The organism is Armatimonadota bacterium, from assembly GCA_013314775.1.
Lineage (GTDB): Bacteria > Armatimonadota > Zipacnadia > Zipacnadales > JABUFB01 > JABUFB01.
Genome location: JABUFB010000007.1, coordinates 36,154 through 50,989, shown reverse-complemented (window position 1 = coordinate 50,989; position 14,836 = coordinate 36,154). Strand labels below are relative to the sequence as shown.

7 protein-coding genes are annotated in these 14,836 nt (G+C 64.0%); 5 read left to right on the top strand and 2 right to left on the bottom strand.

The window, feature by feature from the left end:
• Positions 1-44 precede the first annotated feature (44 nt).
• Genes HPY44_07230 through HPY44_07220 form a run of 3 tightly spaced genes read left to right on the top strand, consistent with a single transcriptional unit; the run spans position 45 to position 5,668 of the window.
• Positions 45-2,135 carry a hypothetical protein gene (locus HPY44_07230; protein ID NSW55785.1) on the top strand — a complete coding sequence of 697 codons (2,091 nt, stop codon included), beginning with the start codon at positions 45-47 and terminating at the stop codon, positions 2,133-2,135.
• A gap of 8 nt (positions 2,136-2,143) precedes the next feature.
• Positions 2,144-4,252: a hypothetical protein gene (locus HPY44_07225; GenBank protein NSW55784.1), complete on the top strand. Its 2,109-nt coding sequence runs from the start codon at positions 2,144-2,146 to the stop codon at positions 4,250-4,252.
• A gap of 12 nt (positions 4,253-4,264) precedes the next feature.
• Positions 4,265-5,668 (top strand): hypothetical protein, encoded by a 1,404-nt coding sequence (locus HPY44_07220; GenBank protein ID NSW55783.1) that lies wholly within the window; start codon positions 4,265-4,267, stop codon positions 5,666-5,668.
• A gap of 87 nt (positions 5,669-5,755) precedes the next feature.
• Here HPY44_07220 and HPY44_07215 read toward each other — a convergent pair whose 3' ends face one another.
• Both HPY44_07215 and HPY44_07210 read right to left on the bottom strand, forming a co-directional pair.
• On the bottom strand, positions 5,756-10,204 hold the full coding sequence (locus tag HPY44_07215) for a hypothetical protein (GenBank protein NSW55782.1): 4,449 nt from the start codon (positions 10,202-10,204) through the stop codon (positions 5,756-5,758).
• A gap of 16 nt (positions 10,205-10,220) precedes the next feature.
• A complete protein-coding gene (locus HPY44_07210) occupies positions 10,221-12,185 on the bottom strand; it encodes a hypothetical protein (GenBank protein NSW55781.1) in 1,965 nt (654 codons plus the stop codon).
• Positions 12,186-12,326: 141 nt separating this feature from the next.
• Here HPY44_07210 and HPY44_07205 point away from each other — a divergent pair, with 141 nt between their 5' ends.
• Together HPY44_07205 and HPY44_07200 are read left to right on the top strand one after the other, a co-directional pair.
• Positions 12,327-13,574: an acetylxylan esterase gene (locus HPY44_07205; protein ID NSW55780.1), complete on the top strand. Its 1,248-nt coding sequence runs from the start codon at positions 12,327-12,329 to the stop codon at positions 13,572-13,574.
• A gap of 33 nt (positions 13,575-13,607) precedes the next feature.
• The gene (locus HPY44_07200; protein ID NSW55779.1) at positions 13,608-14,828 is read left to right on the top strand and encodes a family 10 glycosylhydrolase; all 1,221 of its coding nucleotides are present in this window, start codon (positions 13,608-13,610) and stop codon (positions 14,826-14,828) included.
• Positions 14,829-14,836 lie beyond the last annotated feature (8 nt).

Genomic DNA, 14,836 nt, shown 5'->3' with positions numbered 1-14,836 from the left:
CCGCATTGTGCGCTGCGGATGCCAATACATCAGGAGGGGAGACGATGGGCTCAATCACAAGTCGCAGGTATCTCTTGATCGCAAAGGTGGTGCCGGCGGTTCTGGTGCTCCTTGCCGCCCTGCCCCAGACCGCAGACGCCGTCGCGCTGGATGACGAGAACCCGATAACGATAGTGCTGGACGACGGGACCCAGGTGACCTTGCTGCCCCAGGCCACATCCATCCCGCCGCCCAGCATCCCTGCGCCGCCGCAGCCGCCTCAGCCGATGATTGTGAGTACCCGGCCGCAGGCGTATGCCGCTCCGCGCGTCGCCGGGGTACGGACGTCGCTGGTGGTGGCTCCGCGCCTGGCCCTTGCTCTTCGACCAATGATTTTCGCCACCAAGTACTACTATCTGCCCACCAATCTGCGCCTGGCGCGCAGGCCGGACGGAACGCCCGAGTTCCTGTTTCTCATGTACACCACTGAGAAGCGCGTGGATCAGGGCGGTGCACAAGGCGGGCTGCTCCACTTCCTCATGGAGTGGGGCCTCACACCGGAACAGGAGCGGGAGCTGGCCGCGAAGCTCAAGGATAAGATCAAGGGCGCTGAACTCGCGGGGGCCGCGCCGCTGGAGTACGAAGGCGATACCGGCTCGTTCCAGATTGTCTCCGGCACCCTTTCAAACGAGGGCGAAGGCGGACTGACCTACTCCCTGGTCACTTCCGGGAAAGCGCCGCTGGTTCCTGGCGGCAAGGTCGCGGCGGCTTCTCGGCTCTCGCCCGAAGGCGCGCAACTCATGGGCGCCACTTTCTCCAAGACCAGTTCCATCGCGGACCTTTCTGTTGCGCTGAACTACGCCTACACCACGCTCACCCCCGCGGCCAGGGGAACCATTACCTTCCACTGGTCCAAGCTGGAGACCCATCATAACGAGCTCAACGCGGAGTACAAGCGCTGGCAGTCCGGAACTACGACCAAGAAATACAGTCTTCTCGGCATACCCATCTGGAAGAGCGAGACGCCCCAGTATTCGTACTCCTACGACGAGATCCGCCAGCAATACGACTTCTTGCTGGAGAAAAACATCGTCGAAGTCAAGTTCGACGAACTCGTGGCGGATGAGCGGGTCGCCAAGGTGCGCGACGCGTTCTTCGACTACTTCCTCAAGGCCGTTGCGGAGCCCGCTTCTCCAGAGATGCCTCCCCCGCCCGAGGGCGACGAGAAGAAGGAGAACGAGATCCCCGATATCCGCCACGGTAACTCGTATACATTCAACCGCAGCGTCATCGAGAACTCCCTCGCCCAGAAGGACAAGACAATCAGTCTCAACTACCGAATAGCCATCAAGCGCCCGATCTCGGTGGTTGCGAACCTTTCGAGCTGGTATGACAGCGTGCGCGACAACCCGCGCTGCGTGGCTACGGTGAACCTGAACGACCCGTTCTTCCAGCACCGGGACATCAACTTCATACTGGACCTGGACGCCAAGGAAATGTTCGACGAAGCCGTCAACTACGTGACTGTGAACGTGCGAAAAACCCGAGACAAGGGGAACAACTTTGAGGACCACGTGACCATCGATGCCAACTACATCAAAGAGAAAGGCATCTCCGCGACGGTCACCTACTCCCGGGGCGAGGACACCAACCCGGACGTGTACGAATACCAGGCACAGTGGAGCCTGCGGGGTGGCAATGTGTTCCCCGAGAACCCGCCGTGGATCAAGGGCAGTTGGGAGGGCGTAACCCTCGCGCCACCAGTGAAGCCCCGCACCATCGAGTTCGAGGGTGATCTAGACGAGATGAAGGCGAGTGGGATCACCCGGGCCACTGCGCAGATTCGGTATTTCAAATTCGGACAGGAGACCGAGGAGAACATTCACCTGTCCCCCGCCCAGGGCCAGCCGTTGGTCTCGCGCCAGATCTTCATGGACCGCGACAGCCGCGGCTACGTGTGTCGCCTGATCCTGAACCACAAGACCGAAGGCAAGTTGGTCCTGCCCTGGGGCGCGAAGGTGGGCGACGACTACATCTACGCCACGATCCCCGAGGATCTGCTGCAGACTTCCGTGTACAAGGATGCCGGCAAACAACTGGAACAGACCGCTACCGAGAAAGTGCTGGACCGCTTCAAGGAACTGATTGGAGGCTGATGCTAGGGATGAAGGCAACACGGCTCGGCCTGACCGTCGGCACGGTGGCGTGGGTGGCTCTGCTGCTGGCGCCCTGCGCGAGTGCCCAGCAGATCCTCCTGGACAAGCCCGTCACCGCCGGGGAGCTCACCCTGTTCCCGGACCTCAATGATGAGATGACGTACTATTACGTGTCCGACAAGCCGCGGCTCGCAACCGACGAGAACGGCAGGCCCCAGTTCTCCTTCCTGCGGTACGTGGAGAACGTGCGCACTGGTGCTGACCAGCCCGAGGCGCGCGAGGGCGAAGGCGGAGGGATCGTCCACGCGGTAGTGGCGCTGGACGTCACCGACGAGCAGCTGCGCGATGCGCGCCAGGCATTGCAGCGAATCAAGCCCGGTGCGAAGATTCAGGGCCCGGTCGTTTACAAGTCGGGCAGGTTCGGGCTCGTATCCAGCTTCGCCGACCCCAAGGGCGGGTTTACCACTCAGGTCGTGGGCATGGGCAGCGCGCCTGTGCTCGACGGACAGAAGGCCGCCATCTCCATGCAGCTGACAAAGTTGGGGGCGAAGGTGCTTTGGGAGTCCTTCAAGACCGCCACTCCCGACATCAGCTTCACCTTCGAGATGGAGATGGCCGGCTATCGCTCGCCGCACCGCGCGGTCATTGAGGCCAACTTCGATCAGATCTACGACCACAAGGCATTCGGAGTGGGGATCGCCGGCACATACCTTGCGGCGGAGATCAAAGGCGCCTTCGATGACCTTCAGCGCGAGGGCGCGATCAAAGTGACACAGGTAGGCAGCGATGAGAAGTTGGAGACTTTGCTCACCACCGCTTACAACAAGCTGACAGAGATGATGTTCTCTCCGCTCAACGGAACGGGGACGCCTTCTCTCGGGTCCCTCGCGGGCATTGGCGGAGAGAGCGGCGGCGGCCTGCTGGACCGGGCATCGCGGATGCTGCGCGACTCACGCGCCGAAGCGGAGCGTGAGAACGAGCGGATCAGACGGGAGAACCGCGAAGCTGAGGAGCGCGAAAGAGCCGCTGGCGCCGGCGGAGGCGGCACGACAGGCGCAGGAGGCGCGGATCGCACTCCGGCCGCGGGTGGAGGCGGGGGCGCAACTCCGGCCCCTGCAGCCGGTGAGGGCGGAGCCGCGGCTGCAGCCGGCGGCGAGGGAACCGCGGCGCCCGCAGGTGGCGGCGAAGAGACCCCGCGTCCGTCGTATGGTGACGCCCAGCGCGAAGAGGACACGGGTGGCGAATATGCCCGACGCGCAAGGCCCACTGACCAGCCATCCACCGCCACACGCGCCCCGCGTGAGGAGCGCACCGTTCCCAGTTTCGCCGTGGTTGCCGCCTTCGAAATGAAACGAATCCGCCAGCGCGGCACCTTCAAGATCGACCTCAACAAGTTCACCCCCGACTCTCTCACTCTGCGCTTCGATGAGAACATTGGAGACCTGCGCAGCCTGATGGATGATGAGAGCCATTTCCGGCAGGTCAACCTGGACGATCCGCTTTACAGGCAGCGCGAAATCGTAGCCTTCGTGGACGGGATGAACGCCACGGACTTCGGCCAATACATCAACTTCGTCACTGTGCATTTGCGCAAGAAGCACGAGAGCGGCGAGATCACCGACGATGAGGTACGAATCGACCGCAACAACTTCAACCAGGAAGGGAACAACTTCAAACTCCTCTATGGCTGGAAAGGCGATAACAACCGCAGCAAATGGCTGAACTACCAGTACCAGACCACGTGGAGCTTCTTCGGCGGCAACACTGTACAAGAGCCCTGGCGCGACGCGACGGAGGGTGCGATCAACCTCGCTCCGCCATACCAGCGCCGATCTGTGGAACTGCAAGCGGACGCGGACATGCTCAAAGATGCCCAGGTGCGTCTGGTAACGGTCAAAATCCACTATGACCTGGCGGGGGCTGCGCAAGTTCGTCAGGCCACCCTGAACCCGTCGAAGGACCAGTTGTCCGAGAAAATCGAGTTCATGCTTCCCAGGGACGAGTACGACTACGACTACGAGATCAACTGGCGCCTGACGGGCAACCGCAGCGTATCCAGCGGACGACAGACCTCCAGTGAGGCAGTGCTGTTCGTGGACGAAGTTCCGGCCACCTGAGGAGGGACGAGCATGAGACCCAGATGGACGACTTCCGTGCCGGCGGTGCTCATCACCATTGCTATCGGCGCTGTGCAGCCTGTACAGGCCACCCCCGCCGACCAGCAGATACTCAAGGACCGCCTGTCTTTCCGCTATGTGGCCAACCCCAACCAGAACCCGCCGGCGGACCCGGAGATCTTGAACAACGAGTCGATCATCGCGGGGACTTTCGAGGGCAGTTTCTGGACGACCAGCGGCATCGCCGTCCTGCAGAACCTGGTCAAGGCGCTCATGGCGGACCGCGCCCACGGCGGCGACGACTCGCTCCAGGAATATGCGCGTCTCGTGACGGACCTCACACGCAAGCCTGTGTTAGTGCTGCTCCTGAACGATCTGCAACCGCTAAACGCCACGATGACTGTGGGTGGCAGGACCGTGAAGGTCGCTGCCCATCACTGGGGAGCATGGATCGGGGCGGGTAACCGTGTGTGGCCATCGGCCCGGCACAACTCAGACGACAGTCCGTGGGCAGGCCAGATGAGTCTGGGCGCATACGCCTTCACCAACAACTCGCAGTGGGGCGGTCGGGCCCGCAAGGTCAATGCCACTTTCATCCACGAGCTGACCCATACCCAGGATGCGTCCCATCGCCGGGGTCACATTTTCTCAATCGACCGGCGAAGCTACTCCTACGGCCCGGACAACGTACACTACACGAACGAGGCGGTCCCGAATCGGGCCGCGGTCTATTCCGAGACCATCGCGGATGCCATGGCGTTCCTCTACTCCAGCGAGGAGGAACAAGAGTACTTCAACTGGTTTGCCGCCAATGACGCTCTGGTTGTGGAGAAGACGGAGCCCCCGGCGTCATTGCGCGACTTCTGGCTCTACAACCGCCTGCAGGCAGCGGGCGTGGCGGAATCGCCCATCCGCAACGCCTACTCGGCGGACATGCAGGCTCGCTACGCCTTCTACCGTATCCGCGACCTGCCCGCCGAGTTCATCGCCCATAACGAGATGATCATGGCCCTGGTTCTGGCGGAATTCACGCGGCATGTCGGGGACCCCGTGCTTTTTGACGCGCTGGGGTCAGCCAACGCCTCGCTGCGGAACGTGTCGGCAAGCGGCATGGCGGTTCTCTTCGAGGAGATGTGCCGCCGGGCCGAGCAAATGCCCTTTGGCGCAGGCTCTGGTGCCCACCCCGAACTGATGCCGCTGGCCTATGCCGACTATTTCACCGCCTACCGGGCCACGAGCGCGGATGAGTTCAACACCATCTTCGAGCGCATGATGCCGCCCTCCAGGGTCGCCGCCTACTGGGCCGTGCGTGATCAGGTGCGGAGGGACGCTCCCGTGAGCAGCCCGCCTGTCTGGACGGATCTCACCAACGTCGCCATGGCTCTCGGCGTCCGCGAATCACTGGTCAACCCGTAGCCCGGACCGCCGACGGATGCGAAGAACGCAGCCCCTCCAGACGGTGTGGAGGGGCTTCGCCGTTGTGGAAAGCCACACACGATTGAGCTACGGTACGACCACCAGCGCGCCCTGGCCGATGCGTTCCTCTCGGGGCAGGCGGTCGGTGTCGGCAATGTGGTAGTCGTCGCTGTACAGATGGGCGAGAGAAAGCGCCCACAGGCCCGGACGGGGATTCTCCCAGGTGACCTCGAACCGCGCCGGGCTCTCGCTCGACACCACGATGCAGTCCTCCGGTCGCTTCTTCACCACCGACGCCAAGGGCCCTGCAATGGCCTTCCCCGGAGCAAGCGGCAGGCGGACAGAATTGCCGCCGCCGATCGGTGTGAGCACAAGCGCTGCATCGTCCATCCAGTCGTTGCCCGTATCGTTCTCGACCTGGGTGATGTCCAGCGTGAAGGTGGCAGGCTGCCCTGCGTGCAGAGTCAGCGGCGCACGTAAGCTGCCCTTGAGTTCGACCCACTGAGCCGGATCGCTCACACCAAAGACCAGCCGCATCCGGCCTTCGCGCAAGTTCGCCACCAATTCCTGCATGTGGCCTGCCTCGTCCGTCTCCTCCCCCACGCGCACGGTGGCCGAGGTCCAGTCGCCCACAGTGCCGGGGCGCACCACGTCCGCGAAAATGGTCATGATCGACTGAGACCGGTGTCGCGCCTTACGCACATCGGTGACGGCCTGACCCGCGAGTTGCTGCTCATTGATGGTCTGCGAGACTTCATACACCCCGTCGCTGAGGCGCCTGGCGTTGGTCCAGAGAAGGGCCTGGCCCGGGAGGCCCTGGAAACGATCGCCGCCGGCAAAGCTCACGCGCACGCTGGCGTCGCACGGATTGCCGTCGGCATCGCGCACGACTACCCGAACCCTGGCTTGCCGGCCCGGCGCATAGATTTGGCGGTCCGGCACGATGGTTGCCCGCAACCGGGGAGTGCTCGCGGGCCGGGGTTCGCTCTGGAAGGCACAGGCATTAGCAAGCAAGCGAAAGAGCCGCTCCAGACCGCAGGCCACGTCGCGGTCATAGAGGGAGTGCTTCGCGCCTCGCGTTGTGGTGAGCAGCAGGGCATCGGCGGTGGCCTCGAGATCCGCCCCGAAGACCCATTCGGAACCTTCCCCCGTCAGTCGCATGACCACGACCGGCGCGCCCTGCCCTGAGGCCGCAACGCTCCGCCAGCCTTCAACGACCTGGAGCGTTGCCGCGGTGGTCGCCGCGACCCATGACTGCGATTCCGGCTTCAGTCCACCGAACTTCCGCAAAGGCTCCAGCGCCGCGTCTCCCATGTCCGGTACGGCCAGAGGCGCCTGCGCCCAGTCGGCTACCGGGAGGCGTTCGGAGAGTGGGATGCGCTCGCCCAGTACAATGCCAAGATCCGCTGCCACGGAAGGATTGTTCGCGAGGGTGGCCGCCGACCAGATTACGTTGCAGCCCAGCCGTGCGAATTTGCGCAGGACCTCGATCTCGCGCCCGGAAAGCTCCCGTCGAGCAGCCACAATCACCGCACCCAGTCCGGTATGCTCAGTCGGAAGACTGCCGTCCGGTGCGAACTGGAAATCGTCCAGTGTCAGCCGGATATCATCGCGTCCCAGGAAATCGCCACGGGTGGCGAACTCCATGACATAGCGTGCGAAGGCCCGCGCGGCGCTGTCGTTGTCGTCCACCAAGGCCAGTGCCCGACCGCACGAGGCGTGCCGGGCATAGGCTTCGCCCAGGCCCTCGGCCGAAGCCGCCAGCTTCGCCATCGCGGCCTGCATTCCCGCGTCGTCCGCGGCAGTCACCACCACCAGCACGCGGTCCGGGAAGAACGGGTGAACGCGTCGCTGGATCAGAAAACCTCCGGCAGGCGGGTAGACACTGTCGGTTCGCCCGATGACGCCGAGGTCTTCCAGGAAGCGGACGGCTTCAGGCTGCCCGTTACCCAGGCCGCCCAGGAGGACAACGTTCGCATCGATGTCCGCCAGTCCGGGACCGTCGGGGAGCCCCGCAACCCGCGACTCGCGCCCGAGTTCGGTGAGCATGCGCGATATGCGCTGTGCATCATCAGCTCGCGCGGCGACGGACGCGACAAGGATCTCGCCAGGAGATTCACACAGGTCGAACAGCGGGCTCTGGAAGCCGCGCATCGCCCGGCGGCCGGGGGTATCAGTTTCCAGGTCGGGCCAGATATTGGGGTACCAGGGCACACCCAAAGACATGCTCCAGCGCCACTGATCCCGCTGTTTCAGGCCCTCGGCGAGGGGTACTGAGCTCAGGTCCTCCACCGGCGTGAGCACCCAGTTGAGCACGAATTGTGTGGAGTGGATCGTAGCGGGCGCACGGAGCATAGCCCGGTAGTAGTCGAACAGGTACTGGGCTGCGCCCCCTTCGTCCACCCCGGAAATGCCCCGGCCCGCCCAGGAGTACTTCGGGCCATACCACTCGGTGATGCCCATCGGCTTATTGTCAAGGGCGCAGCCGAGTGAGAGTGCTCCGAGGTCCGATGTCATGGTACTCCGCCGGCCGAAGTAGCGGCCCGTGTACTGGTTGACCCCACTGTAGTCATCGCGTGGCACGGGCAGTACCGGCGACAGATTGGTTGCCCGGACGTAACCCACCGGAGTGCGCGGGTCAACTTCGCGTCGCAGGACCTCGTGGGCCTCGTTGAAGCAGTGCCACAGGTCATCGCCGTACGAGGCTTTCAGGTCGGCACCCCAGACCTCGAGCTCGGCCTCGTTCCCGGTCTGCAGAGAGACCAGGGCCGGATGGTCCGCGACCCAGGCGCAGGCCTCACACGTTTCCGCGTATTCCTCGAACCCTTCATCTGCGGACTCGTAGCTGCGGATGTGCGCGTAGCTCGGAGCCAGCCCGCCCATGGTGTACAGCCCCGCACGCGCCAGGTCATCGGCTTCACTCACCGAGAGCCCGCCCACGAAGCTGCCGTAGGTGCGCTGGAAGTCCAGCCACAGTTCGTCGAAGACGCGCGAGGCCTCCTCCGGGTAGCTGCGCGCCTGGCCGCAGACGGTCCCGCGCATGAAATACGGCTGCCCGTTCACAGTCAGGGCGTAGTCTGCAAGGGACCAATCCCAGGCGTGTCTTCCTGCGGCGTCCACGTCAGTTTCGGCCACCGCAATGTCCCGGAAGGCGATCATCTGCCGGTGGAAGTCCAGCGCTTTCCCGTCACGAATGAGCAGAACCCGGGCCTCATACAGCACGGGGCAGTCGGGAAACCACAGGCGCGCGCTGGGCACGTCCACGCGCATGCTGATGTCCGGGCCACTTGGGCGGAGGGTCCCGAAGCCGGCCGGCTTGCCATCCGGCCCGTGGATGCCAAGGTAGATCTGATCGCCCGCCTCAAACTCCTGAAGGCGCGCGCGGAAGGCGACGATGCGCGTCCCTTCCTGTGCGCGACCGGGTGCGGTGAAGACCGGGTTCGCGATGATTCCCTCGGTTGGTAAGGCTCCTGCAAGGGCCTGCTCGTACTCCGCGGGCGGTACAATCTCAATGTCTGGTCCTTTCGCAGCCCGGTAGCCTGCGCCAAGCGCCTGCAGCTGTGCCCAGAGGTAGAACCTCCGCAGGTCAGGGTGCGCGTCCAGTTGGCGCTTGAGCGCGAGAAGAGCGTCGAGTTCCCGGAAGCACTGCTCACGGAATGCCGGAAGCTCGTGCAGACGGTCGAGTTGCGCGAGAAGCTCGGCCTCGCTTTGTGGTTGACTGCTTTCAAACTCAGACCGCGGGCGCTGCCGGTGAGTGAGGAAGGTTCCTTTTGCGGCGTCATTACCCCATCTCGACCGCAGATCGTCAAAACTGCCGCCGGTATCGATGAGCGTGGCAAGGTCCGCCCTCCGGCGCTGGAGCACGGACAGCCGGTCACGCCAGACCTCGACCTCAACCAGCAGTTCGCGCGCCATGTCCATGAGACGCCGCCGCGCACCTGTGTTCATGGGCTCCGGAGGCACGGGCCGGCACTCTCGAAGAGACACCGAGTCCAGCCAGGCACGACCGGAGTTGCTTGTCCCCGAAACGCGTACCGAAATCTGCGCGTTGGTCGCTCCTTTCGGGCGAGTGGCAGGCGATAGCAGCAGGGAGAGGCGCGTCCAGGGTTTGGAGCCGGTGATCCGGCGCGAACTTTCCAGCGCGATGTACCCTTTCTCGCCGCGCCAGGAAGCAACGAGGAAAGCGGCCTGCCCCTGCCTCAATGCCGTTCGCACGTACGCGGTGAGCAGGTACGTGCGGTCAGGGTCCATGGGCACGCCTTCCCGGGTGGCGACAGCATAGAGGGTCCGGACATTGGACATCTCCACGCATTGCGCGCCCTGATGAGGGTTCTGATCGGACACACGCGCCTGCCCGGCGCAGTCGCCCCAGTCCGCCGTGCAGAAACCCAGCCAGCCCGCGGGCATTGCCCCATCGGGGGCGAGTTCTTCGAGGCCGCCGTTTGCGATGAGCTCCGGGCCAGTGACGGCAGGTTCAGCTGCCCAGCCGCCTGCCAACGCCATAAATAGCGCCCCCATCAGCACGGGTATTCGCATGTCAGCCTCCATTGCTCTATTCAGCCGCAGCGGCCGAGTACAGATCGAATGCGTACAGTTCCGCGTCGGTCAAGCGGAACTCCAGACGCACCGGCTGGCCCTGTGGAATCCGCGAGACCCTCCGCCAGGTCACCGGATGAGCCACACTATCGCCGGTAATCGGCGCGCAGTCGTCCAGGCCAAAGCCATCAAGCGTCTGGCCATCCGCACCCAGGACGCGGACCCGGATTTCTCCGTCTGCCCGGGCGTTGAGTGTGATTGACTCGCCCTCCAACACCACCAGCGGCGTGCGCAGTGTTCCCGATTCGCCCCGGGCTTCCCGGGCCACGTAGCGGTCGCGTTTCATGCGCACCAGCCCGATCTGCCGCTCTTCGTAGCGGTTCATCTTGTGCCCGCTCTTGTAGCCGCCGTAGTAGATGAAAACCTCATCGCCCACGGGCAATTGCCAGTCCAGCCACGCGTGGGCATGGTCCCAGGCCGCCGGGTCGGGGTCGGGTTCGAAGAACGGTTCGGTATCCCGCACCCAGTGTTTCCCGTCGCGGGTCCATGCGAGAGCTGAGTGTCCCACACCAAAAGCGCCCTCCGGAGTGCCCGGAGCCTTGAGTTCATCGCGCAGGACTTTCACCAGCCCGATCCACAGGTTGCCGCGGAAAAGGTGACCATTCATGGCGTAGAATTGGGTCTCACCGGGGTCCACTTCGGGCCGGGGTCGGATGATCAGCCAGGGCTTGGACCAGTGCAGCAGGTCGGCGCTCTCGCTCTGGAGGGTGATGCGCCGGTTGCCTGTCCAGCCTTCGCCCGTGGTGTAGACGGACACGGTGGCCACGTAGCGGTCCCTCAGCGGGTCGCGGATGATGTTGGTGATGTCGTGGTTGTGCTTGAGCACCACGTATGGCGCAAGGGGCGTCCATGTTATGCCGTCCGGCGAGGTGGCGATCTTGAGCCCGCCATCCTTCCACCAGCCGAGCTTGTAGCGGCGGCTCGGGTCGGGGTACTCGGGCCCGTCGTCGATCACACTGCTGCCGAACTGGATGGGCGCGGGGTCCTCAAGTTGGCGCGCCGGCCGCTTCCAGTGGATACCGTCGTCGGACTCCATGTACCCGATATGTGAGGTGACCCCGTCGGGACTCTCACCGTACGCCCCGTACCAGATGCGAAACACCCCGGTTTCTGGGTCGCGCAGGACTGTGAGGAAGGGCTGGTAATTGCGATCCTCTCGGCCTGTGATGATGGGATTGGGGATGTCCGGGTCGCGCAATGGCCTGTTCACGCGCCGCGTAATGCCGTCCGTCTGGTCCACAAGGTAGTCATCGATGAACAAGTGCGGCCCCACGGCGAGGCTCAACGGTTCCGCCGGCCGACTGGTCTGCCCCGGCATATACACGCTGGAGCAGTCCTCCTCATCCCCCGCGGGAGCGGACACTACCGGCTCATCCGGAGCCGCGTAGGGACCCTGATTGCCCATTCCGACCAACTCCTTGCCTTCCAAGATGGCTTGCGCATGCACCGCGTCTGCATCGGCATACGACAGGGCCGACGGCGGGACCAGTTCGGGCGCATGGCCCTCCCACGACCACTTGAGCCGCAGGAATGCCTCGCCACCCAGGTGGTAATACTCCAGCCGCAGGGGAAGCGTCTCTCCTGTCCGCGCGTTGATTGATCCCCGCCGCGGCCTGTCCGGACCCCAGCCATCAATCACCAGCGTGCCGCCGACATACAGCCGCAGGCCTTGCTGACATTCGGCCTCGAAAATGATCTCGCCGGCGACGGGAAAGGTGATCTGCCCCAGCCACAGTCTCGAACAGTCCCTGTAGCCGGTCACCGCCATGTTGAGTTGGGTGTCAGCACCGGCAAACGCGGGGCGTTGCAGCGCCGTATCATTGAACATCACGAACTGCAATCCGGGCGCGCAGTGCCCGACAACCTGCAGAGCGCAGATCATTGCAGCCACATCTAGACAGCGCCAAAGAGAAGGTGGCATGATTTGGAATCACCCTGGGGGAAGTTCGCGCCCGGGGGTGCGACTCCTGCGGGACCAGGTGCAGGTGACGGGTGTCTCGGCGCTGAATCATGGTTCGGAGGCAAAGATATGCGCACCACTCTTCTGCTGGGAGCCATGATCATGGTAGCGCAGGCCGGCGCCGAATGGCGCGCGAACTACGACGAATCGCAAGTGGGCGAGTACACGCTGCCGGACCCGCTGGTGATGCTGGATGGAAGTCCGGTGACCGACGCGGACACCTGGCGCGCGAAACGACGTGGCGAAATTCTCGCCCTGTTCGAGACTCATATGTATGGTAAGTCGCCGGGGCCTCATCCGGGGACGGTGATACGCGAACTCAGCGCGCCGGCGGAGATCGCGGACGGCCTCGGGACCCGCCGAGAAGCGCGGGTGCTGTTCACCGGGCGCGAGGAAGATGGACACATGGACATTCTCCTGTATCTCCCCGCGCGTGCAGACGGCCCGGTTCCGGTCTTCGTCAGCCTGAACTTCATGGGCAATCACTCAATCCGCAATGACCCGGCGATCACCCTGTGCTCCAGCTGGCTGCCCGATCGCTATCCGGGCGTGGTGAACAACCGCGCGACAGAGGCATCTCGGGGAACCGGTGCGGCCCGCTGGGCTGTAGAGCGCATCCTCGAACGCGGATACGGTCTGGCCACTGCCTATTACGGCGATCTGGACCCCGACTTCGACGACGGCTTTCAAAATGGGATACACCCCCTCTTCTACAGAGAGGGACAGACGCGCCCGGACCCCGATCAGTGGGGAGCCATCGGCGCCTCGGCCTGGGGCCTGAGCCGGATCGTGGACTACCTGGAGACATGCCCGGAGGTGGACGCTTCGAAGATCGCGGTCACAGGTCACTCGCGCCTGGGCAAGGCGTCGCTATGGGCGGGGGCCCAGGATGAGCGCTTCGCCCTGGTCATCTCCAACAACTCGGGTTGTGGCGGCGCGTCGCTCAGCCGCCGCAATTACGGGGAGACGGTCTTGCGAATCAACACCGCCTTCCCCCACTGGTTCTGCCTGAACTTCCGGCAGTACAACGACAATGAGGCCGCGCTGCCGGTGGACCAGCACATGCTCATCGCTCTCATGGCCCCGAGGCCGGTGTACATCGCCAGCGCGGTGGAAGACAGGTGGGCCGACCCGAAGGGCGAGTTCCTGGCTGGCCTGCACGCCACGCCGGTGTACGAATTATTCGGTCTGAAAGGCCTGTACGGTGAGCAGCCGCCAGTGGACCAGCCGGTGATGAACAGTATCGGCTACCATGTGCGCAGTGGGGGACATGACGTGCTGCCTTACGACTGGGAGCGGTACATGGACTTCGCGGACATGCACCTTCGGAAGCAGGGCACCGACGAGTGACCAGATTCCGCCCGCATCAGACAGGAGACTGAGATGAATACCGGCTTCGTGCAGTTCGCCATCGCGTTGTTCATTCTTGCGGCATCTGCGGGCGCCCAGGAAGCGCCCCAGCGAGTGCGCCTGGGGTCTCCGGTGACCCACTCCGACTGGATGTTGCGCAATCCCGCGCCTGAGTGGGGCCCGCAGGGGGTCCGACAGATTCTCGACCGCTGCAAGGAGTGCGGCTGGAGCCGGGTCTACTGGCGCTGTTTCGACGGCGGCCGCGCAATGTACCCCAGCAAGCTCATGGACCCCTTACACGGCTTTGACGAGGACAACTACCACAAGACTCACGGCTCCACCTGGGTACTGGAAAAGCTGGCCCAATACAACTGGGGAGAGTTCGACTCACTGGCGGAGGCCGTGCGTTACGGCCACGAGATCGGCCTGGAGGTCCACGCCTGGCTGACCATCAATGAGGACGACCACGGCTGGGGCCTGGAGAGCCGATTCAACCGCGAACACCCAGAGTCCCGCTGGACGCGCCGCGACGGCACGAAATATCGCTCCCAGCAGAGCTTCGCTTTCCCGCAGGTGCGCGAGTACAAGCTGGCGCTGGTGCGCGAGATCCTGGCGTACAAGCCCGACGGCATCTTCTTCGACTGGATACGCACCGGCGACGTGCGCTGCAACCCGCAGACGGACCCGGATGGCGTCGCGAACCACGGATACGAGGAGCCGAACATCGCCGAGTTCAGACGCCTTTACGGGATCGATTCGCACGAGGTCCCCAACGGTGACGATCGGTGGGTGGCAGTCCGGGCGAAGCCGCAGACACAGTTCATGCGTATGGCGAAGCAGGCCATCGAGGAGGCAGATCCGGACTGCGTGATCTCAGTGATGGTACACAATCCCTGGGGATACCGTGGCGCGCCCAATGACACGCCGTACGACGGCAGCCTGCGCGGCCTGCTTCTCGATGTGCAGACCTGGGCACAGGAGGGGCTGATGGACGAGGCGGTGGCGGCAGGCTACTATCGGCCCGGTGGCAATGCGGAACTCAGCTACAAGTGGCTCAAGGAGCAGACCCTTGGCAAGTGTGACCTGTGGCTGTTCGGATGGAACGGTTCCGTCCAGAGCTTCCGCAATGACACCGCGCTGGCCGAGAGACTGGGCGCGGTGGAACTGCTCCTGTGGGAGAGCGACTACATTGAACTCCCGCCCAAGAACGCGGACCGTGTGAAAGCGATGAGCGACTACGCGGCGGGCAGGTGACGACCGCG

What these genes read in the sequence shown, in the direction of transcription:
- HPY44_07225 (NSW55784.1), top strand. Translation starts at nt 2,144, where the DNA reads ATGAAGGCAACACGGCTCGGCCTGACCGTCGGCACGGTGGCGTGGGTG.
- HPY44_07215 (NSW55782.1), bottom strand. Translation starts at nt 10,204, where the DNA reads ATGCGAATACCCGTGCTGATGGGGGCGCTATTTATGGCGTTGGCAGGC.
- HPY44_07210 (NSW55781.1), bottom strand. Translation starts at nt 12,185, where the DNA reads ATGCCACCTTCTCTTTGGCGCTGTCTAGATGTGGCTGCAATGATCTGC.
- HPY44_07220 (NSW55783.1), top strand. Translation starts at nt 4,265, where the DNA reads ATGAGACCCAGATGGACGACTTCCGTGCCGGCGGTGCTCATCACCATT.
- HPY44_07200 (NSW55779.1), top strand. Translation starts at nt 13,608, where the DNA reads ATGAATACCGGCTTCGTGCAGTTCGCCATCGCGTTGTTCATTCTTGCG.
- HPY44_07205 (NSW55780.1), top strand. Translation starts at nt 12,327, where the DNA reads ATGGTAGCGCAGGCCGGCGCCGAATGGCGCGCGAACTACGACGAATCG.
- HPY44_07230 (NSW55785.1), top strand. Translation starts at nt 45, where the DNA reads ATGGGCTCAATCACAAGTCGCAGGTATCTCTTGATCGCAAAGGTGGTG.